24 protein-coding genes are annotated in these 26013 nt (G+C 62.7%); 14 read left to right on the top strand and 10 right to left on the bottom strand.

The features are described 5' to 3' along the window. Positions 1 to 8: 8 nt before the first annotated feature. The 4 genes from JGU71_RS12535 to JGU71_RS12520 all read right to left on the bottom strand — a co-directional run bounded on the left by JGU71_RS12535 (position 9) and on the right by JGU71_RS12520 (position 3185). Positions 9 to 1148, bottom strand: coding sequence for a glutamate--cysteine ligase 2 (locus JGU71_RS12535; RefSeq protein ID WP_199704431.1), 1140 nt, complete (start codon positions 1146 to 1148; stop codon positions 9 to 11). Next, positions 1114 to 1356: a microaggregate-binding protein 1 gene (gene mbp1 / locus JGU71_RS12530; RefSeq protein WP_199704430.1), complete on the bottom strand. Its 243-nt coding sequence runs from the start codon at positions 1354 to 1356 to the stop codon at positions 1114 to 1116. Before mbp1 ends, JGU71_RS12535 begins: the two co-directional genes overlap by 35 nt. Before the next feature lie 77 nt (positions 1357 to 1433). Further along, complete coding sequence (locus tag JGU71_RS12525) at positions 1434 to 2660, bottom strand: S1C family serine protease (protein ID WP_199704429.1); 1227 nt, start codon at positions 2658 to 2660, stop codon at positions 1434 to 1436. A gap of 84 nt (positions 2661 to 2744) precedes the next feature. After that, a complete protein-coding gene (locus JGU71_RS12520) occupies positions 2745 to 3185 on the bottom strand; it encodes an STAS domain-containing protein (protein WP_199704428.1) in 441 nt (146 codons plus the stop codon). 388 nt (positions 3186 to 3573) lie between these two features. Here JGU71_RS12520 and JGU71_RS12515 point away from each other — a divergent pair, with 388 nt between their 5' ends. The 8 genes from JGU71_RS12515 to JGU71_RS12485 all read left to right on the top strand — a co-directional run bounded on the left by JGU71_RS12515 (position 3574) and on the right by JGU71_RS12485 (position 10204). After that, positions 3574 to 4011 carry an ATP-binding protein gene (locus JGU71_RS12515; protein WP_199704427.1) on the top strand — a complete coding sequence of 146 codons (438 nt, stop codon included), beginning with the start codon at positions 3574 to 3576 and terminating at the stop codon, positions 4009 to 4011. Then, complete coding sequence (locus JGU71_RS12510; RefSeq protein ID WP_199704426.1) at positions 4008 to 4796, top strand: SigB/SigF/SigG family RNA polymerase sigma factor; 789 nt, start codon at positions 4008 to 4010, stop codon at positions 4794 to 4796. Before JGU71_RS12515 ends, JGU71_RS12510 begins: the two co-directional genes overlap by 4 nt. A gap of 63 nt (positions 4797 to 4859) precedes the next feature. Continuing rightward, positions 4860 to 5615 (top strand): GAF and ANTAR domain-containing protein, encoded by a 756-nt coding sequence (locus tag JGU71_RS12505; protein WP_199704425.1) that lies wholly within the window; start codon positions 4860 to 4862, stop codon positions 5613 to 5615. A 37-nt stretch (positions 5616 to 5652) separates the two neighbouring features. Then, positions 5653 to 6300: a TetR/AcrR family transcriptional regulator gene (locus JGU71_RS12500; RefSeq protein WP_199704424.1), complete on the top strand. Its 648-nt coding sequence runs from the start codon at positions 5653 to 5655 to the stop codon at positions 6298 to 6300. 119 nt (positions 6301 to 6419) lie between these two features. Further along, positions 6420 to 7826: a lipase family protein gene (locus JGU71_RS12495; protein WP_199704423.1), complete on the top strand. Its 1407-nt coding sequence runs from the start codon at positions 6420 to 6422 to the stop codon at positions 7824 to 7826. Between the two features lie 174 nt (positions 7827 to 8000). Further along, positions 8001 to 8768 (top strand): amino acid ABC transporter substrate-binding protein, encoded by a 768-nt coding sequence (locus JGU71_RS29840; protein ID WP_233529174.1) that lies wholly within the window; start codon positions 8001 to 8003, stop codon positions 8766 to 8768. A 15-nt stretch (positions 8769 to 8783) separates the two neighbouring features. Beyond that, the gene (locus JGU71_RS29835; protein WP_307829611.1) at positions 8784 to 9452 is read left to right on the top strand and encodes an amino acid ABC transporter permease; all 669 of its coding nucleotides are present in this window, start codon (positions 8784 to 8786) and stop codon (positions 9450 to 9452) included. Further along, a complete protein-coding gene (locus JGU71_RS12485) occupies positions 9449 to 10204 on the top strand; it encodes an amino acid ABC transporter ATP-binding protein (RefSeq protein WP_307829610.1) in 756 nt (251 codons plus the stop codon). Before JGU71_RS29835 ends, JGU71_RS12485 begins: the two co-directional genes overlap by 4 nt. Before the next feature lie 8 nt (positions 10205 to 10212). Here JGU71_RS12485 and JGU71_RS12480 read toward each other — a convergent pair whose 3' ends face one another. Continuing rightward, complete coding sequence (locus JGU71_RS12480) at positions 10213 to 11253, bottom strand: NAD(P)-dependent alcohol dehydrogenase (RefSeq protein ID WP_199704422.1); 1041 nt, start codon at positions 11251 to 11253, stop codon at positions 10213 to 10215. Between the two features lie 103 nt (positions 11254 to 11356). Between JGU71_RS12480 and JGU71_RS12475 the strand changes: the two genes are divergently transcribed. After that, complete coding sequence (locus tag JGU71_RS12475) at positions 11357 to 11866, top strand: limonene-1,2-epoxide hydrolase family protein (RefSeq protein ID WP_199704421.1); 510 nt, start codon at positions 11357 to 11359, stop codon at positions 11864 to 11866. Between the two features lie 51 nt (positions 11867 to 11917). Here the strand turns inward: JGU71_RS12475 and metE are convergent, their stop codons facing one another. From metE to aceA, 3 genes are all read right to left on the bottom strand, one after another. After that, positions 11918 to 14215: a 5-methyltetrahydropteroyltriglutamate--homocysteine S-methyltransferase gene (gene metE, locus JGU71_RS12470; RefSeq protein ID WP_199704420.1), complete on the bottom strand. Its 2298-nt coding sequence runs from the start codon at positions 14213 to 14215 to the stop codon at positions 11918 to 11920. A 90-nt stretch (positions 14216 to 14305) separates the two neighbouring features. Continuing rightward, positions 14306 to 15196 (bottom strand): 3-hydroxybutyryl-CoA dehydrogenase, encoded by an 891-nt coding sequence (locus tag JGU71_RS12465; RefSeq protein ID WP_199704419.1) that lies wholly within the window; start codon positions 15194 to 15196, stop codon positions 14306 to 14308. Between the two features lie 180 nt (positions 15197 to 15376). Continuing rightward, positions 15377 to 16666 carry an isocitrate lyase gene (gene aceA / locus JGU71_RS12460; protein WP_199704418.1) on the bottom strand — a complete coding sequence of 430 codons (1290 nt, stop codon included), beginning with the start codon at positions 16664 to 16666 and terminating at the stop codon, positions 15377 to 15379. Between the two features lie 1083 nt (positions 16667 to 17749). Between aceA and nagA the strand changes: the two genes are divergently transcribed. The 4 genes from nagA to JGU71_RS12440 all read left to right on the top strand — a co-directional run bounded on the left by nagA (position 17750) and on the right by JGU71_RS12440 (position 21012). After that, a complete protein-coding gene (nagA, locus tag JGU71_RS12455) occupies positions 17750 to 18931 on the top strand; it encodes an N-acetylglucosamine-6-phosphate deacetylase (protein ID WP_199704417.1) in 1182 nt (393 codons plus the stop codon). A gap of 282 nt (positions 18932 to 19213) precedes the next feature. Next, complete coding sequence (locus JGU71_RS12450) at positions 19214 to 19651, top strand: hypothetical protein (RefSeq protein WP_199704416.1); 438 nt, start codon at positions 19214 to 19216, stop codon at positions 19649 to 19651. A gap of 72 nt (positions 19652 to 19723) precedes the next feature. Beyond that, positions 19724 to 20458 (top strand): GAF and ANTAR domain-containing protein, encoded by a 735-nt coding sequence (locus JGU71_RS12445; protein ID WP_199704415.1) that lies wholly within the window; start codon positions 19724 to 19726, stop codon positions 20456 to 20458. A 104-nt stretch (positions 20459 to 20562) separates the two neighbouring features. Next, on the top strand, positions 20563 to 21012 hold the full coding sequence (locus JGU71_RS12440) for a PAS domain S-box protein (protein ID WP_199704414.1): 450 nt from the start codon (positions 20563 to 20565) through the stop codon (positions 21010 to 21012). Here the strand turns inward: JGU71_RS12440 and JGU71_RS12435 are convergent, their stop codons facing one another. Continuing rightward, the gene (locus JGU71_RS12435) at positions 21013 to 22302 is read right to left on the bottom strand and encodes a lipase family protein (protein ID WP_233529038.1); all 1290 of its coding nucleotides are present in this window, start codon (positions 22300 to 22302) and stop codon (positions 21013 to 21015) included. 124 nt (positions 22303 to 22426) lie between these two features. Between JGU71_RS12435 and ramB the strand changes: the two genes are divergently transcribed. Further along, entirely contained in the window at positions 22427 to 23851 is a 1425-nt protein-coding gene (gene ramB, locus JGU71_RS12430; RefSeq protein WP_199704413.1) for an acetate metabolism transcriptional regulator RamB, read from the top strand. A 19-nt stretch (positions 23852 to 23870) separates the two neighbouring features. On the opposite strand, the gene JGU71_RS12425 is transcribed toward ramB, so the two are convergent. Next, on the bottom strand, positions 23871 to 25697 hold the full coding sequence (locus tag JGU71_RS12425; RefSeq protein WP_199704412.1) for an acyl-CoA dehydrogenase: 1827 nt from the start codon (positions 25695 to 25697) through the stop codon (positions 23871 to 23873). Positions 25698 to 26013 lie beyond the last annotated feature (316 nt).

The following is a 26013-nucleotide window of genomic DNA, read 5'->3' as shown; positions in this document are numbered from 1 at the left end:
TTCGTCGGTCATGACACGGTCCTACGTGCGACTTCGGCCAGTACATCGGCGATCTTGTTGCGTCGCCGCAACGTTCGGATCTGAGTCGTTGCCCCGTTACCATGCGCGTGCACGTCGCGGAGCGCCGTGACCACCTGCTCGTATTCGCCAAGTTTTTCGAGCGCAGGACGAATTCGTTCGACCAATCGGCGAAGTAGGACGATCGCGGAGACGGTGTCGCCGGTAGCCATGTCTATGCCGTCCCCGGACAGGCCGTCGTGTGCAGCCTTCCAGTACGCCGCGCGAACGATCTCAGGTGCGAGCTGTTTTGCGACGTCGCCCTTTTCGATCTCCGCCAGCGCGGTCATCACCGCCGCTCGAACGAGAGTCGCATGGAGAACGGTTTCGTCGACAGTCGAAGGCACATCGCTGCAACGGATTTCGACTGTCGGAAAGTTTTCGGAGAGTCTGACGTCCCAATACACCTGCCCGACATCGACCATCACGCCGCTCTCGCACATCATCGCGACGATGCGGTCGTAGTGGGAGGCGGATTCGAAATACGGTGGCGGCCCAGCACTCGGCCATCTCGACCACAATACCGATCGCCAACTGGCGTGCCCGGTATCGACACCGCGATAAATCGCTGAGTTCGCGGTCAGTGCCAACAGCATAGGCAACCATGGGCGCAGGTGATTGCTGACCGCTACACCCGTTTCTCGATCCGGGACTTCGACGTGCACGTGGGCGCCGCATATCCCTTGCTCGTGCGCAATCGCCCCGAATCGCTCGCCGATCTTCCGGTAGCGCGGGGTATCGGTGATCGGAAACTCATGCGGCACAACAGGCGGCACCGCTACTGCAAGAACTGTTGCGCCGACGCTCGACGCTGCTGTTGCAGCTCCCCTACGATGCTCGACGAGGCTGTTTCGCAATTGTGCAGCCGTTGTGCAGACGGGTGACACGGTCTCGACTTGGCACTGCGTCAGTTCCATCGAAAACTCGAGACCGGCTGCCTTTGCCACCCGCACGACATCGGCTCCTTTGGGCACGGGGTGACCGGAGCCGGGGTCGACGAGGAGCAATTCCTCCTCCACGCCGACCGTCGGCACGCTGTCGAGGCGTCGGGATGATTTACCGATCTTGTTCGGCGCGCTGCCGTTGCTCATCGATCTTGGCTTCGGCTCGTGCCTTCTCTGCCTCCGCTTCGTGCTTGGCCGCCTCCAGCTGACTCTCCGCTTTGTCTTGCTGAGCCGCGCCCTCTCGCTGCAGGCCGTCCTGACCGAGCACCGCGCCAGCTACTTCCTTGACCTTGCCCTTAACGCCTTCGACCGCACCTTTGATGCCTTCGATGGGGCCACTCTTGTCGTCGGTCACGCTGACTACCTCCAGATCGGGAACGTATGCAAGGCGTTGATTACCCGGGCCGGATCGCGCCAAACCTGCCCCGCGAGTCAGTTGGGCGGACCATCGGCAAGGACGACATCGACCTTGCGCGTACTTCCTGTTTCGTCGGTGATGTCGAGGGTGATCACAACCCCTGGCAGGCGCGCGGAGATGGCTTCTCGCAAGGTTTTCGACGACTCGACGGGTATTCCGTCGATGGCCGAGATCAGATCTCCTCTGACCAGACCGGCTTCGTAGGCTGGCGATCCGTACATCGCGATCTCGACACGTGCGCCTACAACTGGGGTGCCGTCGGGACGGGTGTCGTCGACGGTGGTCACGAGGACGCCGAGTGTCGCGGTCGGGCCGATGTGTACCTCATCTGAGCGCCGACCCGAGTTGATCTGCTCGACGACGTCGAGCACCTGGTTGATGGGGATCGCATAGCCCATCGTCGGAAGGGGCGGATCGGGATCGGGCTCGGTCGGCGCGGGCACGACAGCGGGCGGCTCCGCGGGCAGTTCTGCGTCGGTGTCGGAATCTGCTGGAATCGTTGCGGCGGTGACCATTCCGATGACAGCCCCGGTGGTGTCGGCGAGCGCGCCGCCGGATTGTCCCGGCGCCACCGCGGCTTCGACCTCGATGAGGTCGGTCAAATATTCGCGGGAGAAATCCGATTCGTTGCGCGCGACGATGGTGGCGTCGAGTGCTGTCGTCTTGCCCGGCGAGGTGGTCGGCATTCCGCCGCGACCACCTGCATTGCCCATAGCGACGATTTCGTCGCCGACCGCGACGTCGTCGGAGTTGCCGAGCCGCGCGCCGCGCAGATCGGCGGCATTCTGCAGTTGCAGCAGCGCGATGTCGTGTGTGCTGTCGTAGCCGAGTGTCGTTGCGTCGTAGATCAGTCCGGTCGTCACGTCGGTGACAGAAATATCCACCGCGCCCTTGATGACGTGGTGGCTCGTCAGTACTTGACCGTCGCCGGTGAGAACGATTCCGCTTCCTGCGCCCTGCAATTCGAGCGGACCGACGCTGACGTTGATGTTGACCAGTGACGGATTGACCGTGCCTGCAACAGCATCGACGTCCAATGGTGGAAGTGGTGCCCGGGTCGATGTCTGAACCGCTTGGGCCGCCGTGTGCGGTCGCGTCGTCTTGCCCGGCCAGTCGATCTCCCAGAAATCTGCGACGATTCCGAACCCGAGCAAGGCTGCCACCAACGCAAAGACGGTGACAGTTTTCGCGATGTAGTGGCGTGGTTCAGCGCGATTGTGCTCGTGCCTCGACTCGTCCATCGCGTGCCCCAATCGATCCAGCTACACGATATGCGATGGGCTGGATCGATTGGTTCTTCGGCGCTACTCTGCCGGCAATCGCGACTAGCCCGCGATCGCCCGCAAGGAGCACAGGGCACTGTCGAGTGAGTCGAATGCGCGGTAGCGGGTGCTCAGATCCGCTGCCCGCAGGAGTCGGTTCACTGCACGGCCGCCGACGAGCGCCCAGCCTGCCGCTCCGTCTCGTGCGTCGAGATCGGCAAGCACCGCCAAGCCGTCCGTGCCGATGAAATCGAGCTCCGACAAGTCCAGAACGAGCTTGCGGTTCCCTGCGATCTGGCTCCGAACATGCTCGCGCAAGGCGGGCATCGTGCTCAGGTCGACGTCGCCACGGACGTAGACGATCACCAAACTGGAACTGATTCGCTCGGAACGAAATTCGATGCCGTCCACGGCGGGACGGGGTGCGCGAGCACGCGCAGTCGGAGCGATCGAGGCGATAGCGGATTGAACGCTGATTCGTTGTTGGACAACAATATTCGGCATACTGGTGTCGCTAGGCAAGATTGTCATAGCCCTCCCATTCGTTGTGATGGTGAGGGGAAGCTGCACGACCGAAAGGTCAGATGCCGCGTAGGAGCTCGTAAGCCGACTCGAAAGTTATGTGGCTTCCCCGAGCGGCTGTGTGCTCAACCTGCTTCTCGAACGGTACGCGACGTAACGGCAACCAGCAAGGGAGTCACCCCTTACCTACGCAGCTCCGATGGTTCGAATCCAGCAGGGCGGGTAGCTATCTATCGAGCCGTTGATGGTCTCCTACATACGCAGTTCGACGCGGTTGCTGTGCGACTGAGTACCCTCGTCGAATAGCCGAGAGAGGTTGGAGTTCGATGCCAATACTGCAGCACATTTCGAACGCACGGTCGGAGGTCTCGTGCCGAACATAGAGGCAGTGGATCGCAATGCCGCTACGTCGCGTTCGGTGGTCGAGCTTCGCGTCCGAGCGGCGGCGACGCAATTGTCGATCATTCGTGCGGTTGCGGCAGCCATAGCGGGCCAGGAGGATTTCGATCTCGATTCGATCGCCGACGTTCGCCTCGCCATCGACGAAGCGTGCAGCCACCTCATTCTTCGCGCTGTCGACGGCGCGTCGTTGGTCTGCCGGTTCCAACCGTCGGAGACGGACTTGAACGTCTCGATCAGTGCACCGACCTCACCTGGAGAAGCCCCGAGTCAGCGTTCCTTCGGCTGGCACGTGCTGAATGCCTTGACCGACTCCATCGAACTGACGCGCGATGTCGATCCCGACAATCCGAGCGGGGAGATCACCGTTCTCACATTCACAAAGAACAAGCAGGGCAGCGACGCGTGACGCCTCGCGGTAACGCGGGCCGCACTCCCCGCAAGGGGGACGACTACGAAGACGTGGCCGGCGCATTCGAAGAGATCGAAAAGCTCGACGAGAACGATCCGCAGCGGCAGAAGCTGCGTGACGAACTCGTCGTCCGTTGCCTACCCCTCGCCGAGCACATCGCTCGCCGTTTCGACGGTCGCGGCGAGGCACACGACGACCTGGTCCAGGTTGCGCGGCTCGGTCTTGTCAACGCCGTCAAGCGTTTCGACGTAACGCGTGGGTCCGACTTCGTCTCGTTCGCGGTGCCGACGATCATGGGTGAGGTACGGCGTCATTTCCGTGACACCGGATGGGCCGTGCGGGTACCTCGCCGTATGAAAGAACTGCATCTGTCGCTGAGCAAGGCGACAAGTGATCTCGCGCAGCGACTCGGCCGAACACCGACGGTCAAAGAGCTGTCCGCCGAACTCGACCTCGATCCGGAGGAGGTCGCCCAGGGACTCGTTGCAGGCAATGCCTATCAAACGGTGTCCGTCGACAGCACGGTCGGTAATCGATCGGACGAACTGCCGCTGCTGGAGACGATCGGCGACTTCGACGCGGCGTTGGAAAACGTCGAGAATCACGAAGCTTTGCGTCCGCTTCTGGAGGCACTGCCCGAGCGCGAGCGTATGGTGCTGCTCTACAGGTTTTTCGGCAACATGACTCAATCTCAGATTGCCGATAAACTCGGAATATCGCAGATGCACGTGTCGCGGCTGCTGTCGCGAACTCTTGCGCAGTTGCGTGAAGGACTCGAGTAACGACGAGTACGATGCAGAAACGATGCACCGACTCATTCGGTGCTGGGCAGTTGGAGCGAAGCGATGTCGGAATCGGTGATAGAAAAGTTGGTCGAACCTGCGGATACGCAGTCCACAGACGACGAACTCGGTCCTTGCGACCCGGAAATCCAGCTCAGCGCGATCCTTGCCGAACTCGCGCGCAAATTTCATCGCGAGCACGACGATTTCGACTCGGTGCTGAGCGAAGTCTGCGAAGCCGCGCGGACTGCGATCCCCGGGTCCGAGCACGCAGGCATCACGCTGATCACCGAAAACGGCAAGCTCGACTCCCGTGGCGCAACCGGCGAACTTCCCGCACTCATCGACAAGATGCAGGAAGAGATCCGGCGCGGCCCATGCATCGATGCAGCACATGACGAGCAGGTAGTCCTGGTCACCGACATGTCGAAAGAGGAGCGGTGGGGCGGGTTCAGTGAGACCGCCGCTTCTGCCGGAGTCGGAAGCATGCTGAGCTTCCAGCTGTGGGTCGAGAAAGAGCACATCGGCGCGCTCAACATGTACTCCAGCAAGACCGACGCCTTCGACGACGGTTCGGCGGACATAGGGCTCCCTCTCGCGACGCACGCCTCGGTCGCGATTGCGGCTGCGCGTCGCGAGCAGCAGTTGCGCGATGCACTGGACAGCCGAGACGTGATCGGACAGGCGAAGGGCATGCTGATGCAGCGCTATTCGATCGATTCCGAACAAGCCTTCGATCTGTTGGTCCGACTCTCGCAACAGTCCAACACGAAGGCACGCGACATCGCGGAGAGCATCACCAAGCGCGGCCTCGACTGACCCGCTCCACCTCTTGCGACGCGACTAGACTTTTGCTGTGACACTGCCGGACACCGAACGAAGTTATGGCGGTCGGTCGGTGGCCGATCGGCGCGCGGAGCGACGTGCGCGCTTCATCGACGGTGCCGTGACCGTGTTCTCCGACAAGGGCTACGCGAAGAGTTCGATCACCGACATCTGCGCGAGTGTCGAACTGTCCCGCCGCCAGTTCTACGAGGAGTTCGGCAGTCGTGAGGACCTTCTGATTGCCGTCTACGACAAGATCCAGGACGACGCACGGGCAGCGTTGGTCGCAGCACTGGAGGGGTCGACGTCGACGGACCCGAGCGAACTGGCAACCGCGGTGATGACGGCGTATGTGGAGTCGGTCGGTGGCGACGCGCGCCGAGCGAAGATCGCCTTCGTCGAGATAGTCGGCGTCAGCGAACGCGTCGAGCAGCATCGGTTCGAACGTCGCGCCAACTGGATTCAGTTGTACGAGGCCGCAACCCATGCCGTGTTCGGCGGTATCGAGAATCCACCACGCGGGGGTTCAGCAATGTCGGCAATCGCGTTCATCGGAGCTGTCAACGGTCTCGTTCATCAGTGGACGATCGTCGAGCCGAAGGCACCCATCGCCGATTTGGTCGAGGTGTTGAGCAGGGTGCTGCTCGGCCTTGTGAAAGGACCCGATCCGGTCGCCTGACGCGATGTCCGCTCGCGGCGGGTGGGTAGATTTTGCGATTCACGTCACACTCCCCTATCGTCTCTGCCTACAGAGTGAGACGCACTCGTCTCACCTCAGCGCTTTCACGAGGGAGCAATATGGCTGGATCATCGTCGATCACCCGTCGCGCACTGACTCTCGCCGCCGGCATCGCAATCGCCGGCCACATCGCAGTCAGCGCACCGGCCAGCGCCGAACCGTCCGTCCCGGTGCAACCGGCGCTCCCCTTTCCGCACTTCCCGCTGCCACCCGAGCTCGATCCGGGCTTCTACGATCCGCCCGCCGACGTCGTGGCATCGAAGGCGCCGGGCGAGCTCATCGCAGCCCGCCAGGTCACCCTCGCGAACCTCTCCCTCATCCCCGTGAACGTGGACGCGTGGCAATTGTCGTTCCGCTCCAACAACACTCGGGGCGAGGCGATCCCGTCCGTCGCGACTGTCATCAAGCCACGTGGCAACGGCACGGGCGCCCGCAATCTGCTGTCTTTTCAGCCTGCAGAAGACTCGCTCGGTCACTACTGCACCGCCTCCTACGCCCTGCAGCAGGGATCGCTACCCGGCCTGATCACGGGTCAGCAGGTCCTCACAGCCCAATTCCTCGAGATACAGGCCGCGGTTGCGCAGGGTTGGGCGGTCGTGGTGCCCGACCATCAGGGACCCGATTCCGCATACGCCGCAGGACCACTTGCCGGCCGGATCACCCTCGACGGGATCCGCGCAGCCGAGAACTTCGATCTACTCGGCCTCGCCGGTCGCGACACGCAGGTCGCCATGCTCGGCTACTCGGGCGGTGCCATCGCAACAGGCCATGCAGCCGAACTGCACGAGTCATATGCACCAGAACTGAACATCGTCGGAGCCGCCGAAGGTGGCATTCCAGCCGACATCACCGCCATGCTCAACCTCGCCGACAACAACGCCGCGTCGGGTCTGATCATGGGGGGCATGATCGGCGTCAGCCGTGAATATCCTGAGCTTGCCGCGTTGATGAACGCCAAGCTCGACCCACTCGGCCAAGCACTCGTCGCCGCGAAGAACCCGCTGTGCGTCGCCTACCAGGCCGCACTGCTCCCCTTCGGCAACCTGAAGGGGATGTTCGACACACCCGGCGATCCGCTCGACGACCCGATTGCGAAGAGCGTCCTCGACAAGATCAAGATGGGCAAATCCGTCCCACAGTTCCCGATGTACATGTATCAGGCGAACCCCGACTGGATCGTCCCGGTCGGACCCGTGAACACCCTCGTCGACACCTACTGCAAAGACCCGAATGCCAAGGTGCAGTACACCCGCGACCACTTCAGCGAACACATCACCCTGGAGATCGCGGCCGTGCCGAGTGCGCTGCTGTGGATTCGCGACCGCTTCGCCGGAGTTCCCGTCGCCGCTGGGTGCACCACAACGGACGTCGGTTCGATGGCACTGGACGAACGCACCTGGCCGGTGTGGCAGTCGGTCGTCGGAGACCTGGTCGCAGGCTTGTTCGGCAAGCCGATCGGCAGCTGACCGCGTCGACGCAGCCTGCTGGGTGGGAATCCCACCGTGGATGGACGGAACTGGTTAGGGTCGGAGCAACTGTTTCGCGCACGCTGATCGCAAGCCTGCTGCAGTTGTACCGACTTCACCTATGGTTGCGTCTCGACGTGTGCCAGCCCCGAAGGAGTTCCTGTGCGCCGCAAAATGATCGCCATCGCGTTCGCTGCCATTGCCGCGGTGAGTTTCACCGGCTGCGGCGGTGACTCCGACGGTCCCGTGATCGACAAGGTCAAAGAAGACGGGGTGCTCAAAGTCGGTACGGAGGGCACCTATCCGCCGTTCAGCTTCCAGGAGAACGGCGAGCTCGCCGGCTACGACATCGAGGTCATCGAGGCTGTCGGCGAGAAGCTCGGCGTGCGTGTCGAGTTCGTCCAGATTCCATGGGACTCGATCTTCGCCGGCCTCGAATCGAAGCGATTCGACCTCGTCGCCAATCAGGTCACCCTCAACGACGACCGCAAGGGCAAGTACGACCTCTCCGAGCCGTACACGGTGTCCGAAGGTGTCATCGTCACCCGCGCCGACAACAACGACATCACGACGCTCGCAGACCTGCAGGGCAAGACCACCGCGCAGTCCGCGACGAGCAACTGGGCGAAGGTAGCCACCGACGCAGGCGCGAAGGTCGAGTCGGTCGAAGGCTTCGTGCAGGCGATCCAACTGCTCAAGGACGGACGCGTCGACGCCACGGTCAACGACAACCTCGCCGTCGCCGACTACCAGAAGCAGAAGAACGATTCCGACATCAAGATCGCGGGCACAACCGACGACACCAGCCTGCAGGTGTTCGCTGCACGCAAGGACAGCGGTTTGATCGCCGACGTGAACAAGGCGCTCGACGAACTGCGGGCCGACGGAACGCTTGCCAAGATCTCCGACAAGTATTTCGGCCAGGACGTCAGCCAGCAGTAGCCGGCGACAACACACATGGATGCCAACACCCGTGAGCTGATCTGGAACAACCTCGGGCCGATGTTAGAGGCCACCGTCACCAAGACGATTCCGCTGACGATCATCAGCTTTGCACTCGGTCTTGTGATCGCGCTGTTCGTCGCACTCGCGCGGATCTCGAAAATCCTGCCGCTGTCGGCAGCGGCGCGGTTCTACATCTCGATCATTCGCGGCACACCGTTGCTCGTGCAGTTGTTCATCGTGTTCTACGCATTGCCGCAGTTCGATATCGTCATCGATCCGTTTCCCGCGGCAGTCATCGCATTCAGCCTCAACGTCGGAGGTTATGCGGCCGAGGTGATTCGGGCCGCGATTCTCAGTATCCCGAAGGGACAGTGGGAGGCTGCGCAGACGATCGGCATGCGGTATCCGACGACGCTGCGACGGATCGTTCTGCCGCAGGCCGCCCGGACCGCGGTCCCGCCGCTGTCGAACACGCTGATCTCGCTGGTGAAGGACACCTCGCTCGCATCGACCGTCCTTGTGACGGAGTTGCTGCGGGTTGCGCAGTTGGCGGCGGCGCCTACGTTCGACTTCTTCGCCCTCTACGGCGTCGCTGCGGTGTACTACTGGGTTATCTGCTTGGTGCTCTCGTTCGCGCAGGGCAGGCTCGAAACTCGACTGGACAGGTACGTGGCGAAATGACCGAACCGTTGCTCGAAGTCGCCGGAATACGTAAAGCGTTCGGCGATCACGAGGTCTTGAAGGACATCTCGTTCACCGCCGCGTCCGGTTCGGTGACCGTCGTCATCGGTCCGTCCGGATCCGGCAAGACGACGGTCCTGCGGGCGCTCAATGCGCTCGATCAGGCCGATGCAGGCGTCATCACGATCGCCGACGTTTCCGTCGACTTCGGCAAGAAGGTCGAGCGCGCGCAGCTGGCCCGATTCCGTGCCCAGAGCGGCATGGTGTTCCAGAGTCACAACCTCTTCCCACACAAGACGGTGCTGCAGAACGTCATCGAAGGTCCCGTCATCGTCCAGAAACGGTCGAAAGCGGAAGCGAAGTCCGACGCCCTCGAACTGCTCGAGAGTGTCGGGCTCGGCGCCAAGGCCGATCAGTATCCGTACCAACTGTCGGGCGGACAGCAACAACGCGTCGGCATCGCTCGTGCGCTTGCGATGAAACCGAAACTGATGCTGTTCGACGAGCCAACATCGGCGCTCGATCCGGAACTGGTCGGCGAGGTGCTCCGCGTCATCAAAGACCTTGCGAGCCAAGGCTGGACGATGGTGATCGTCACCCACGAGATTCGCTTCGCGCAGCAGGTCGCCGATCAGGTGCTGTTCATCGAAGGCGGTCTCGTGGTCGAGTCCGGTCCGCCGGGCAAGGTCCTCGTCGACCCGACACAAGCAAGAACCCGCCAGTTCCTGCAGCGGATCCTGGATCCTGTGTAGTCAGACCGTCACATGGTCGCGGCGTCGATGACGAAGCGATAGCGCACGTTGCTGGCAAGGACCCGCTCGTATGCCTCGTCGATCTTGTCCGCGGCGATCACTTCGATTTCCGCGCCGATACCGTGCTCGGCACAGAAGTCGAGCATCTCCTGCGTCTGTGCGATGCCACCGACCATCGAGCCAGCGAGACTGCGCCGATTGGCGGCGAGGAACGACGCGCGCACCTCGATCGGATTCTCGGGCAGACCGAGTTCGACGAGTGTTCCGTTCACGGCGAGCAGACGCAGATAGGAGTCGATGTTCAAGTTCACGGACACGGTGTTGAGGATCAGGTCGAACCGATTCTTCAACTCCTTGAACGTATTTCGATCACTCGTGGCGTAGTAGTGATGCGCGCCGAGACGTTTGCCGTCTTCCTCTTTGCTCAACGACTGGCTCAGTACGGTCACCTCGGCGCCGAGGGCGTTGGCAATCTTCACACCGACGTGGCCGAGGCCGCCCATGCCGATGATCGCGACCTGCTTGCCGGGGCCTGCGCCCCAATGCTTGAGCGGTGAGTACAGCGTGATGCCTGCGCACAGCAGCGGCGCTGCGACGTCGAGGTCGAGTCCGTCGGGTATCGACAACACAAACCCTTCGGTGACGACGACGTGGGTCGAGTAACCGCCCAACGTGGGCGAACCGTCCGGCAACGGCGAATTGTACGTCGCCACAACACCTTTTATGCAGTACTGCTCTTCGCCTGCAACACACGACTCGCAGACGCCGCACGAATCGACGAAGCAGCCGACGCCGACGCGGTCACCGCGCTTGAATTTGGTGACCTCCGACCCGACGTCGGATACGAGGCCGACGATCTCGTGGCCCGGAACGCACGGATACTGCGTGCCCTTCCATTCGTTGCGAGCCGTATGAATGTCGGAATGACAGATTCCGGCGAACTTGATATCGATCGCTACGTCGGTGGGACCGAGTTCGCGACGATCGATCGTCACCTTCTCGAACGTGGCATCGGGAGCTGAAACGGCATATGCGGCGGCGGTGACCATGCATACATCACTACCCCTGCATCCATGCCGCTGGCAATTCGAAAGCGTGGCTCACGACATATGTTCGCGCGTGCGGCAACCGGGTTAAGGTGTTTTCGGTGCAGTGTCGCCCCGCGACATCGCTGCGGAACGGGAGTGCCACATGGAAGACGGTCAGGTCTCGAAACTCGATCCACACATCCGTATGGGTGAGACGCTCGAAGTCGAAGTGGTCCGGGCATTCCTTCGTTCACTGCAAGCTCTCGATCCAGACGCCGCCGCAGGGCTGCTGTCGGAGACGTTCGTACTGACGCAGTCCGGGCTACCGTCCGTCCGCGGCCGTGCAGCTTTCCGTCACGTGTTCGGTCTGGCAGCGAGCCTGCTGAGCAACTTCGACCTGGTCGGCCTCGAGATCGCGGGCAACGGCGAAGTCGTCCTCACCGCCCGTCGAGAATTCGTCAAGGTCGGCCCGCTGGAAATGGTGATCTGGGCGTTCGGCCGCTTCGAAGTGCACAGCGGCGAGATCGTCCGGATGCACGACTACTTCGACTTCGGCAATCTGGCTTTCGCCGGGCTACGTGGACTCGCGGGAATAGTCGTTCCGCCGCTGCGGCCCAGCCGAAAAAAGCCGTAGGCCGCTACGCGGCTCGTGCGTCCTTTAGGAGGTTCCGCCCTCCGAAAGGACTCACGAGCGGCTTCGCCGCCTCAGGCGCCTGGCCGCAGCGACGAGGTTGCGCAGCGACGGATCGAGTTGCCAGTGGTGCCTCGTCTTCAAACCGCCGTCAGGGTTCGCCCACAACCGGTCGATGTCGACCGCATCGGACGCTTTCGTGAGCAACTCGTCGAGTTCGTCGATGTCAGGGATGCGCGCGGACCTGCTCTCGTACACACCTGGACCGACGCCCCGCGTCAGGCCTGCACCTTCGGACACGTCGCCCTGCAGCGCTTCGAGCACCCACTCGATCGATCGCGTTGCAACGATCGCCGTCACGTCGGCATCGAGTTCTTCGATGGCGTCGACGACGATCTGCAGACCCGAATACCCGATGTGGGTGTGGATCTGAGTCTCGGGGCGCACGCCGGAGGTCGCCAGGCGGAACGCAGCTACCGACCATCGCAGGTACTCCGCGCGGCCTTTTTCTCGTAGCGGCAGCAATTCGCGGATTGCGGGTTCGTCGACCTGGATGATGCCGATGCCGGCCTTTTCCAGGTCGACGACCTCGTCGCGGATCGCTAGGGCGACCTGATCGGCCGTCTCGTACAGCGGTTGGTCCTGTCGGACGAACGAACGAGCGAGCATCGTGACCGGACCCGTGACGATGCCTTTGACCGGCCTGTCCGTCAGCGACTGCGCGTAGGTCGACCACTCGACGCTCATCGGTGCAGGCCGAGACACGTCGCCGTAGAGGATCGGCGGACGCACACAGCGCGAACCGTAGACCTGCACCCAACCGTTGTGCGTGAACGAAAAGCCTTCGAGCAGTTCGGCGAAGTACTGAATCATGTCGTTGCGCTCGTGCTCGCCGTGCACAAGAACATCGAGTCCGATGTCTTCCTGCAGACGTATCGTGGCTTCGATTTCGGCTTGGACGCGCGTGCGGTACTCGTCCCACTCCAGGCGGCCCTGACCGAGTTCGTAGCGCGCTTGTTTGATCTGGTCGCTGTGCGGAAACGATCCCAACGTCGTCGCTGGAACCACGGGCAGCTTCAACTTTTCCTGCTGCGCGACTTTGCGGACCTCGTACGGCTCGCGCTGCCGCATCTCGTCGGTGACCGCATAGACCCGCTGGCGGACAGCGTGCTTCTGCTTGAAATGCACCGAGGTCGGTCGCTTACGCCACTTCTCCGACGGACCGTCCGTGAGCGCCTTGGCAAGGGAGACGACTTCGGTGGTCTTCTGCTTCGCGAACGCGAGACGGTCGGCGACATTGCCGTCGATCTCGTACTCGACGAGCACGTCGTACGGCACGTGCAACAGCGTGCAGCCGGTCGACACGACTAGATCGGGGCAGACCTTCGCAAGCTCGTTCAGGTAGGTCAGGGTGACGAAACGGTCTGCGCGCCAGACGTTTCGGCCGCTGATCACGCCCGCGTACAGCCGCTTGCGTTTGATCCCCGGGATCGCGGCGAGGTCGTCGGGCTTGACTCGATGCGACGCCAGATCCAGACCGATCGCCTCGACCTTCGACGCGGCGAGAATGGTGAGCGCTTCACCGAAGTCGCCGTAGGGGCCGGTGACGAGCATGCGCGGCCGCAGCCCCGACGTCGACAAGCGTTGGTAGGTCTTCTCGAACGCGGCAAGTTCCTCAGACGTCCGGTCACTGGTGAAGGACGGCTCGTCGAGTTGCACACAGGTCGCGTTACGTCTGGCGAGTTCGGTGAACAGCGCCTCGTACTGCGGCAGCAGTGTGTCGAGCAGGCTCAGTGTCGTGAACTCGGGATCCGTTTCGCACGGAGCTACCTTCGAGAGCAGCAACAGCGAGACCGGGCCGAGCACAACCGGTCGCAGTTCGATACCGCGCGCTCGGGCGCGATCGAGTTCGTCGAGCAAAGCTTCCGCGTGCAGCGAGAATTCGGTCGTCGCATCGAGTTCCGGCTGACGGTAGTGGTAGTTCGTCCCGAAATATTTCACCAGCTCCAGCGGCGGATAATCCGGGCCGCCGCGAGCCATGGTGAAGTAGAAGTCCAGCGGATCCATCGAATCCTGGAACGGCTTGTATCGGGTGGGGACGGCACCGAAAAGCAACGCGTTGTCGAGGACGTGATCGTAGAAGGAAAAGGTATTGCCGGGGACCTGGGTGATGCCCGTGGCGGCTAGCTCGCTGATCGCGGACTCTTGCAGATCACGGCCGACGGTCAGCAGTTCCTCGCGACTGACGCTGCCGTGCCAGTAGCCCTCGAGCGCTCGTTTGAGTTCTCGATGTGGACCGATTCGCGGATATCCGAGAACGCTGGACCCGTAACCGTCCCCGCTGCTGGCCATGGAAATGTCGACCTTTCTCCGAAAACGCGAAACGCAGGTGAGCGCACTTGTGACCCTATCGGCCGCCGTGCGCTCACCTGCGTCAAGTGTCTATTTCGCGACGCGGCCGTTCTTGTCTGTGTACTGGTAGAACCCAGCACCCGACTTCTTGCCGACCAGCCCTGCTTCGACCATACGCATGAGCAGCGGAGGCGCCGAGTACAGCGGCTCCTTGAACTCTTCGTACATCGAGTCTGCGATCGACTTGACAGTATCGAGCCCAACCAGGTCGGTCAGCGCGAGCGGACCCATCGGGTGTGCGAGACCGAGGACGGTCGCCTTGTCGATGTCTTCCTTCGTGGCGAATCCGGATTCGACCATCCGAATTGCCGAAAGCAGGTACGGGACGAGCAAGGCGTTGACGACGAACCCGGAGCGGTCAGCGGACCGGACGACCTGCTTGCCGAGGACGTCGCTGGCGAAGGCCTCCGCGCGCTGTGCAACCTCGGTGCTCGTCTTCAGCGTCGTGACGAGTTCGACCAATGGCAGCACTGGAACGGGGTTGAAGAAGTGCAGCCCGAGCACGCGCTCGGGGTTCTTCGTTGCGATGCCGATCTTCATGATCGGGATCGAGGAGGTGTTGGACGCCAACACCGCGTTGGGGTCGGTGACCACTTCGTCGAGTTCGCGGAAGATCGCGGTTTTGATCTTCTCGTCCTCGAGTACGGCTTCGACCACAAGCTGGCGGTCGGCGAAGTCGGCGAGGTCGGAGGTGAAGCGCAGTCGCCATGCGGCTTGCTCACGCTCACGTTCGGTGATCTTGCCGCTGCTCACACCACGATCGAGCGAGCGCAGAATGCGCGAACGCCCGGCGGCAGCGAGCTCGCGGGTCTGCTCGAACACCAGCACGTCGATGTGCGCGCGTGCGCAGACCTCGGCAATGCCGGCGCCCATCTGTCCGGCACCGATAACACCGACCCGCTGAATTTTTTCGGTGGACATGGGGATAGCTCCTCAACTTGCCTGTGCATCGGTGACGAAAATGTTGATCGGTGACAACAGATTTGGCGAGCACATGGGTAACTCGCCGGGCACGCCCAAAGCATGACCACTCACGCACCGGCGGCCCGCAACGCGAATTGCGGGCCACCGACTAGTGCGCCAAAGTCCCGGGGAGGCGGATCAGTGGAACTGGCCCTCTTCGGTGCTGCCCTTGAGCGCTGCCGTGGAGGTGTTCGGGTCCACGGTGGTTGCGATCAGGTCGAAGTAGCCTGCGCCAACTTCACGCTGGTGCTTGATGGCGGTGAAGCCACGCTCTTCGGCTGCCTTGAACTCGCGTTCCTGCAGGTCGACGAACGAGGTCATGCCTTCGCGGGCGTAACCGTAGGCCAGGTCGAACATGCCGTAGTTGAGCGAGTGGAAGCCGGCGAGGGTGATGAACTGGAACTTGAAGCCCATCGCGCCGAGCTCACGCTGGAACTTCGCGATGGTCGCGTCGTCCAGGTGTGCCTTCCAGTTGAACGAAGGCGAGCAGTTGTAGGCCAACAGCTGGTCCGGGAATTCGCTGCGAACGGCCTCGGCGAAGCGCTTGGCAACTTCGAGGTCCGGCACGCCGGTTTCCATCCAGATGAGATCGGCGTACGGGGCGTAGGCCTTTGCACGCGCGATGCAGGGCTCGATACCGTTCTTGACGCCGAAGAAGCCTTCTGCGGTGCGGGTGCCGTCGAGGAATTCACGGTCGCGCTCGTCCACATCGGTGGTGAGCAGGGTCGCGGCCTCGGCGTCGGTGCGGGCGATGATGACCGACGGAACGTCGGCAACGTCGGACGCGAGACGCGCGGAGGTCAGGGTGCGGATGTGCTGCTGGGTCGGGATGAGCACCTTGCCACCGAGGTGGCCACACTTCTTCTCCGAGGCGAGCTGATCTTCCCAGTGCACACCTGCGGCACCGGCGGCGATCATGGCCTTCTGCAGTTCGTAGGCGTTCAGTGCGCCACCGAAGCCTGCTTCGGCGTCGGCAACGATCGGGGCAAGCCAGTTGCTGACCGAGGTGTCGCCTTCGACATTGGCGATTTCGTCGGCGCGAAGCAGCGCGTTGTTGATGCGACGCACGACGGAGGGGACCGAGTTGGCCGGGTAGAGGCTCTGGTCCGGGTAGGTGTGGCCGGACAGGTTCGCGTCACCGGCGACCTGCCAACCCGAGAGGTAGATGGCCTTGAGGCCGGCGCGGACCTGCTGCACGGCCTGGTTGCCGGTGAGGGCGCCGAGCGAGTTGATGTAGTCCTCGTTGTTCACGAGATCCCAGAGGATCTCCGAGCCACGACGGGCGAGGGTGGCTTCTTCTACGACGGTGCCCTGCAGCTTTGCGACCTGCTCGGCCGTGTAGTTGCGAGTCAGACCCTTCCAGCGCGGGTTGGTATCCCAATCCTGCTGAATTTCAGCGGCGGTCTTCGGGGTGCCGGTGCGTGACATTCCTGCTCCACATCTCTTTGATTCTTCGATCACCGCGGATCGGCGATCATTCGCAGCCTTGCGAGGCATAACGTGCGTACTGTTTAAATATGGCACAGCGAAAAAGTGCCGTCCACCTGTTGCTAATGCCAATCTTCGCTAGCTTTTCAAAGCGGTTTGCTAAGTTTGCAAATCACCGCTGGCGAAACGCGACCGATCGGATACCGACGGGTAACGCAAAAAAGCCGGTTACCCACGGCATTCGCACCGCGCTAACCGGACGGACGTACTGGTTACGAGAGGGTCCACCGCGGCGTGGATCCGAGTGACCGAGGGGGCGACTGTGGCGACAGTCACAGTGCAGGCAGCAGCCCATCGAGGGGCAGCGGATCGGCATGCATGAGTTCGGGTCGGTGTGCCGCCTGCTCGGCGCACACCGACCCGAACAGAAGCGTCCTGATCCCCGAACAGACTCGAGCCGCTACCGGATCACTGCCCCTGCGGCACAACTCGGGCACCGGATCTGCTCGCCGATGACCCAACCCTCCACTCGCGCGGAGTAGAGGACCGTCGACGCCATGCCAGCAGCGCTGTACACCCACCGGTCGCAGCTGTCGCAATGCAGCGCCCAGGCGCGACACCCGTCGGTCCCCTGTGTCGCTTCGAGCATGGTTGATCCACCCCTGTCTTGAATGCTTTCCAATGATGCGTACTGCAGCGAGGCCCAGTGTCACAAACCTCGGAGTGCCGAGCCGAAGCCCTGCGTTCAGACGAATTGCGTTCGCGCTATCGATCGAGGAGCGCACAGATTTGGACTGCGGATGCGATGCAGATCGTGTGAAAACGAGGCAGGCATAGCCCAAACTTTCTGTGGCAGACGCGACCGACACGGTAATCGCCAGGGTCCGGATCAACACGGCTCACGATACTCGTAACCAGTGGTCGGTGCCACGAAAACTGTTCGGCTGCGCATGCTTTCGCCCGAACCGGACAGCTGGACGCGTCAACTTTCAGCGGGGCGCTTCGCGCTCGTGAGTCTTTCCGGTGCGCCTGCCCTCCGAAAGGACGCACGACGCGAAAGCCTGCGTGCGGCAAAATCGCACTGTGCACACAGCAGGCTCCGGCGCGGGTTCGACCGACGACAATTACGCGATCAGGGGCCGCGTCGTCACCCCGGATATCGTCGTGGACGACGGCGTGGTCGGCATCGAGGGCACCAAGATCACGAGCGTGCGCACCGCTGCCGACTGGGCGGCCGCGAACCCTGACAGCGCCCTTCCCGATGCCGTAGGAACCGTGCTGCCCGGCTTGGTCGACATCCACTGCCACGGTGGCGGCGGAGGCACCTTCACAACAACCGATCGGACCGCGGTAGCCAAAGCAGCAGCACATCACCATCGAAACGGCACCACAACATTGCTTGCAAGTCTGGTCAGCGCACCGCCGGAGGTACTGCTCGACCAACTCGCCACGCTCCGACCGCTCGTCGAGGACGGCACGATCGACGGCATCCATCTGGAAGGTCCCTTTCTCTCGACGCAACGGTGCGGCGCACAAGATCCTCGGTATCTGATCGAGCCGGACGTCGACCTGACCGAACGCCTACTCGCAGCCGGCGGTGGAACCGTTCGCGCGATGACCCTCGCCCCGGAACTACCCGGCTTCACTCGAGTCGCCCAGCTACTGCGTGCCAACGAGGTTGTGGTGGCCTTGGGTCACAGCGATGCGAGCTACACCGAATTCGCTGCAGCCCTCGGCAACGACGCGAGCCTGGTGACTCACCTCGCAAACGGGATGGCCGCGCTGCACCACCGATCGTCGGGTCCGGTCGCAGCGGCGTTGGTCGCAGCGGCCCGCCATGAAGCAGTCGTCGAGGTGATCGGCGACGGTGTGCACACCGATGCGGGTTTCGTCGCGCTCGTGTTTGCGGCCGCTCGCGGAAGCGTCGCACTGATCACCGACGCCATGGCGGCCGCGGGAATGCCGGACGGTGACTACGACCTCGGTCCGCAGCGGGTCCGCGTAACCGACGGCGTCGCTCGTGTCGCGTCCGGTTCGATCGCGGGCGGCACAGCGACCCTGCTGGAGGTGTTGCGTCGGACGGTCGTCGACGCCCGCGTGCCGTTAGTGGACGCGGTCCTGGCGGCCAGCGCGACGCCGGCAACCGTCGTCGGAATCGCCGAGCAGCGCGGTGCCGTCGAGGTCGGTTACGACGCGGATCTGGTCGTCGTCGATTCGACGTTCACGTTGCAGCGGGTGATGCGTCGCGGTTCCTGGCTGCCGTGATCCTGGTCGCTGCGGCCGACCAACGGAGACGGCGCGTGGTCCATGGACCATCGGCGCTCGACGGGGAGCGCAGCATCTCGTAAAAATCCAGTGCAGCAATGACATTCACTGAGGTCGGTGACGGCTCTCGACCTGCCCCTCAACTCGATTTGTGCGACCTCCGCCACATTGACTACTTTGTGGGGCAGGACGCTCCCAAGACCCCGGTGCTCCGCCCGCGCCATCACTCTCAGTGGTGGCCGAAGTGCGCACATCTGTCGACATGGACAACCGGGGAAGAGTGTGAGTCAACCTGCTACCGAAACCAGCGACAACCGCATTTCCGGCCGGTTCGGCTGGCTACGCACCGCATCTACGCCCGTGCTGCGTTTCAACTTCGAGACGGCTGCCCGTGCGTTGCGGCTTCTGGACGAAGCCGCAGTCCGCCACCTCGAGCCGGGAACCTCGTTTCGGTTGACCTTCAACGACGTAAGCATCCGTCTCGACGAACTCGCCGCCGCCGTGCTCGATGACGGCGACGCCCGCAGCCGTGCCGACGAACTGCGCAGAGGTAACGCAGCAATACGGGTCGAATTCGAGCGAGAACGCGCACACCTCGCAGAGCGCCGCGCGGCCGAGGCCCGTGCGCGCATGCGGCAATACCACCGATACCAGGCGAGCTGTCGAGTCGCCTTCCGAAACCAGTTGTCTACGAACCCTTTCGAGAGCCGCGAAATATGACGCGCACCGAGCAGCGGGTGTTGGTTGACCGCGAACGTCCGACGAACGAAACTTGTCGAAGAAGAGGTAACGATGGTGGATCGTGAAGGGCCGCTGGTGCGAGCCTTTGTCGACTTGGCGGACACGCTCGTCGCAGATTACGACGTGATCGAGCTTGCGCAGCGCCTGGTCGACCACTGCGTCCACCTCCTGGCAGTCGATGCCGCCGGCATCATGCTCGGCGACCCAGGCGGTCGTCTCCATGTACTCGCGTCGACCAGCGAACAGACACGTCTTCTCGAACTGTTTCAGGTCGAAGTAGACGGCGGCCCCTGCCTGCAGGCGTACCGCACCGGCAGAGAGGCTCTCGTCGACGACCTGCAACTGGACTCCGCTCAGTGGCAAGCCTTTGCCGACCGTGCCGTAAGTGAGGGCTACCTCGCCGTTTTCGCGCTGCCGATGCGGCTCCGCGGCGAGCGAATCGGCGCCATCAACCTGTTCCGGACCGCGACGGGGCACCTGTCGAATGCCGATCTGGCGGTCGCTCGCGCGTTGGCCGATATCGCCACGATCGGCATCCTGCAGGAGCGGGTACTGGCGCGCAACGAGACGGTCACCCATCAGCTGCAGGGAGCGCTGGATACGCGGGTGATCATCGAGCAAGCGAAAGGCGTGCTCGCCGAACGAAGTGGCCTCGACATGGATCAAGCTTTCGCCATGCTCCGAAAAGCTGCGCGTGACAACAACACTCGGCTCACCGACCTGGCCCGCTCGGTCGTCGACGGTTCGGCCGACTCGGCCGATCTGTTCGGACGTAGAGCGACGTGACGCCGTCGGGTGCTCGCTGTTAGGATTTTCATCGGTTGTCCTGTTGTGGTATCACCTAGTCCGATAGCCGCCAATTCGGCTACTCCCGAAGGGAATCGATACGCATGGTTGTCGAGCGACGACGTCCAGCACCGGACACGTCGTTGGGCTACCTGTGGCAACTTCCGGCGATGATACTGCTGGATCGGCTCCCGTCACCCATGGTCGCGGTGCACGTCGACGGCACTCTCGTATACGCAAATCCAGCGTTCGAGCAACTGGTCGGTTGGGACCGCAGCGAGCTCGATGCGGAGACGTTCGAAAAGTTGCCCGCCCTTGCGACCACCGAAAGCGCCGACCGCAGCCCTCTTTACACCGCACTTCGCGAATCCGCAGGCCACCTTGTCGACCTCGTGCACAGCGACGGATCTCTCGTCCGAACGATCGTCAGCACGTCGGTGCTGCTACGCCAAGACGACCCACTCGCCCTGGTGACGTTCTACGACCTGACCGACCAGTTGTGGGCGAACGGTCCCGACGCCGCTATTCCGCCGGCGTTCCTCGAACCGAAGTAGTCAGCGGCCGAAGGCACTACATCCTTCGGCCATCGGCTTGCCCGTCAGTCGGTCGTCGATCCAACTGTTCGCCGCGGGAATACCCGACAGCGCGACGACGAGGTGCTCACCGACGAACTCGTCGAGCCGCACCCGTGCACCCTTCGCGCACCATTCGTCGTAGAGACGTTCGGCGCCTTCCCTCGGGATCCAGATTTCCTGCTGGCCCTGGTAGATGTAGACCGGCGCTGTCGGTGCCTGCCCACCAAGCCGTGTCGCGTCGAGTACGCGTTGCGCAATGGGTGTGGCGACCACATTGGGCACGTCCGACAATGCTTCGACGGGGATCGGAGCGACGACACCGACCGGCGCAAGCGCGGCGAGGCACCAGTCTCGTGCGATCATTCCCAGTCGCCAGCCGTTTGTGTTCATCAATTCGAACAGTTCCGGATATTCGCGTGCGACACCCATCGTCGCTGCCAGAAAGACCGACGATGCGAGATTTCTACCGTTCATCGAGCCGAGTAGGAGTCGGTAATCGACCGGTGCGCCGCCGATCGCGACGCCGACGATGCGGAGTTCCGGTGCATAGGTAGGCGCGAGTTCCGCAGTCCAACCCGACGCGATCGCTCCACCCGAGTAGCCGCTGACGGCAATCGGGGAATCGGGCGACAGTCCCAGCCATGGTGTGTTGACCGTCGCGCGTAGCGAGTCGAGCACTGCGTGACCCGATATCCGGCCTGCCGCATATGCCTGCCGCGGGCCTTGGTGGTCGGTGACGATCACTGCGTAGTTCTTGGCCAAGAGCAGCTGGATTGCGGCGAGTTCGATCTCACTGCCACGCGGCAACGTCCACGACGGCACGCAGGTCAGCCCGAGCGAATCGATAGCCGTGTTGTACGCGACGAGCGGTCTCGCTCCCGGCCCGGTCCACGGCGCCTGCGGCACGATCACCGTCGTCACCACGGGTATCGGCCGATCCTTCGAGTCGGTGGATCGCACCAGTAGTTGTGTCGCGAACACCGGTGTCAGAAGCGGGCCGACCGTCGTGGGACGTGTGTGCAGAACCGTGCCCGGCGCAGTGTTCTCGAATCCTGGCGGGGGAACGAACCACGCATCGGGTAGCGGCGTGGGGTACAGCAGCGCCGGATCTCGGGTCGGTTCGATGATTTCCTGCACCGGATCCGACGTCGCGACGCTCGGCACAGCAAGGCTCACCGAGACCGCCGCAGCCAATGCGATCAGCAATATCCGTCCACTCAACGCCCGCATGCCGACCAACTCTCTCCCGACCGACGTCGAGATCAGCATAGGTTCAGCCGGACGCCGCGGCGGCCCGAATCGGCGGAGATCGGCCGCGATTGCCAATGCCGCACCCCGCTAAATTTGCGAACGCCACATTTGCAAGCCGGCATTACGTCCGTACGCTGGGATGATGTCCAAGACGTACGTCGGTACGCGGCTACGCCAGCTACGTACCGAACGCGGCATGAGTCAGGTCGCGCTGGCACAGACACTGGAGATTTCGGCAAGCTATCTGAATCAGATCGAGCACGACGTACGGCCACTCACCGTCGCGGTGCTGCTGCGCATCAGCGAGGTGTTCGGCGTCGACACAACGTTCTTCTCCTCGCAGGACGACACCCGACTGATCGCCGAACTGCGCGAAGTGGCACTGGATCAGGAGATGGGGATCAGCGCGGACTCGCAGGAGATCGCGGACATGGTCTCCTCGCATCCGAGCATGGCGCGCGCGATGGTCAACATGCATCGGCGATACCGAAACACCTCGGCCCAGCTCGCAGCCGCGACCGAGGAACGGTTCGCCGACGGCAGCGGTAGTGGTTCGATCAGCAAGCCCCACGAGGAAGTTCGTGACTACTTCTATCAGCGACAGAATTACCTGCACGAATTGGATACGGCCGCAGAAGATCTCACCGCGCGGATGCGTTTCCACCGCGGCGATGTCGCAGGCGAGATCGGTCGGCGACTCACGCGGTTGCACGACGTGCAAATCGTGGAACGCATCGACCTCGGGGAGAACGTGCTGCACCGCTTCGATCCCGACAACCGCGTACTCGAAATCTCGCCGCACCTATCGGGCGGCCAGAAGATCTTCAAATTCGCAGCCGAGTTGGCCTACCTCGAATGCGGTACCTTGCTCGACCGGTTCGTCGAAGAAGGCAACTTCTCGTCCGAGTCGTCGCGCAAACTGGCTCTCCTCGGGTTCGCGAACTACTTCGCCGCGGCGACAGTCCTCCCCTACGGCCAATTCCACGAAGCGGCAGAGGATTTCAGATACGACGTCGAGCGGCTGTCTGCCTTCTTCTCGCAGAGCTACGAGACGATCAGTCATCGCCTATCGACGCTGCAACGCCCGAAACAACGCGGCGTGCCGTGGTCGTTCGTGCGCGTCGACCGCGCCGGGAACATGTCGAAACGGCAGTCCGCCACAGGTTTTCACTTCTCGTCCAGCGGCGGAACCTGCCCGCTGTGGAACGTCTACGAGACGTTCGCCTATCCAGGCAAGATCATGACTCAGATCGCGCAGATGCCCGACGGACGCAAGTATCTGTGGATCGCCCGCACTGTCGAGCGCCGTGCGGCACGATACGGCCAGCCAGGCAAGACATTTGCCATCGGGCTCGGTTGCGAACTACGCCACGCGGGTCGGGTCGTCTACGCCGACGGACTCGACCTCGACGACGCCAAGGCGACACCGATCGGTGCGGGGTGTCGTGTGTGCGAGCGCTCGGATTGTCCGCAGCGCGCGTTCCCGCCGCTCGGCAAGGTACTCGACATCAGCGAGCACCAGAGTTCGGTGTCGCCGTATGTCCTCGGGCCGGAGCCGGGGATCTAGAACTGCCCTGAACGCAGCCCTAAAATGCAGCTTCGTCGAGATCCATGATGTCGTTGTCGATGGCTTCGATGACCGCCTTGGTCGCGGACAACAGCGGAAGGATGTTCTTGGCGAAGAACGAAGCGACGGCGACCTTACCCTGATAGAAAGCAACGTCTTTCGCCTTCGGCGACCCTTCGAGGGCGGCGAGTGCGACATCGGCTTGCACGAGCAGGCGCCAGCCGATCAACAGGTCGCCGACCGCGTACAGGTAACGCACGGACCCGAGTCCGATCTTGTAGATCTCGGTCGGCGACTGCTGCGCTGCCATCAGATATCCGGTGAGCGTAGCGGTCATGGCTTGCACGTCGTCGAAAGCCGTTGCTAGCAAGGCACGTTCGTCCGTCAACCGTTCGCCGTTGTCGACGAACTCCTTGATTCGCGCGCCGACATGGCTGAACGCGACACCACGATCACGGGCGATCTTGCGAAAGAAGAAGTCCTGCGCCTGAATTGCCGTCGTACCTTCGTAGAGCGTGTCGATTTTCGCGTCGCGGATGTACTGCTCGATCGGATAGTCCTGGAGATAGCCGGAGCCGCCGAATGTCTGCAGCGATTCGGTGAGCAGTTCGTACGCCTTCTCCGAACCGACTCCCTTGACGACGGGAAGAAGAAAGTCGTCGACCCGTAGTGCCGTGTCCTCGTCAGCTCCTGAAACAAGCTGCGCGACATCGGCATTCTGGTGCGCGGCGGTGTAGAGGTAGACCGCGCGCAAACCTTCCGCATACGCCTTCTGCATGATGAGACTGCGACGGACATCGGGATGGTGAGTGATCGTGACGCGGGGTGCGGCCTTGTCCGTCATCTGGGTCAGGTCCGCACCCTGTACTCGCTGCTTCGCGTAATCCAGCGCGTTGAGATAGCCGGTGGACAGAGTGCCACTCGACTTCACGCCGACCGTCATCCGCGCGTTCTCGATGACGTGGAACATCTGCGCAATGCCGTTGTGCACATCGCCGACGAGCCAACCGACTGCAGGAACATCGGTGGCACCGAAGGTCAACTCGCAGGTCGGCGACGACTTGAGGCCCATCTTGTGCTCGACGTTGGTCACGTACACACCGTTGCGGGCGCCGAGTTCCAATGTCTCCGAGTCGAAAAGGAAGTTGGGGACGTAGAACAGACTCAGCCCCTTCGTGCCTGGACCGGCACCTTCCGGACGGGCCAGCACGAGATGGAAGACATTCTCCGCCGTATCGCTGACGTCGCCGCCCGAGATGAACCGCTTCACACCTTCGATGTGCCAGGTGCCGTCGTCCTGCGGAATCGCTTTCGACCGGCCCGCACCGACGTCGGACCCCGCGTCGGGCTCGGTGAGCACCATCGTTGCGGCCCAACCGCGTTCGTAGCCGGCCTTCGCCCAGTGTTTCTGCTCCTCGGTTCCGATTCCGTAGAGGACGCTGCCCATCAGCGGACCCATGTTGAAGAAGAGTGCTGCCGGGTTCGCACAGATCATCATTTCGTTCACCGCCCACACGAGGACCGACGGTGCGGGGACTCCACCCATCCCCTCCGGTAGGCCGATCCGCGCCCAATCTGCTTCGCGCACTGCGGTTACCGTCTTGCGAAGCAGATCCGAGATCGTCACCGCGTGGGTATCGGGGTCGAAGACTGGCGGGTTGCGATCACCGTCGGCGAACGAATCGGCAACAGGGCCCTCGGCCAGCCGGGCTACCTCGGACAAGATGTTTCGCACGGTGTCGGTGTCGAGATCGCCGTAGTTTCCCGCGTCCAGCAACGTGCCGATACCGAACACCTCGAACAGGTTGAACTCGAGGTCTCGAACGTTGCTTTTGTAGTGACCCACTTGTGTGTCCTCCAGAGGTGCGGCTTGGGCGACGATCGCACTCAACCCTAGATTCCGCGCCGGAATCGCGAGCGGAAACTTCCGGACCGCTCACAGCGGGAAATGGGGTTCGACGAGGGATCGTTCACGCCACGGTAATGCGGGACACAAACATGTCATCGAGAGTCATTCCAACGCAATACTTTCCCTTTACTGTCTGCCTTCACGAATACGACCGCTGTATACGCACGCCGGATACAGCGGTCGTAGTCGGGTGCGGCACGTGCAGCGTTGTGCGGGCCGCGACTCCATCCCCCGAAGATCGAAAGGCCCGCCT

Origin of the sequence: Antrihabitans stalagmiti (assembly GCF_016482825.1) — a bacterium.
In the GTDB taxonomy this organism is placed as follows: Bacteria; Actinomycetota; Actinomycetes; order Mycobacteriales; family Mycobacteriaceae; genus Antrihabitans; species Antrihabitans stalagmiti.
The sequence above is the reverse complement of the archived record's forward strand: the minus strand, read 5'-3'. Positions and strand labels throughout refer to the sequence as shown.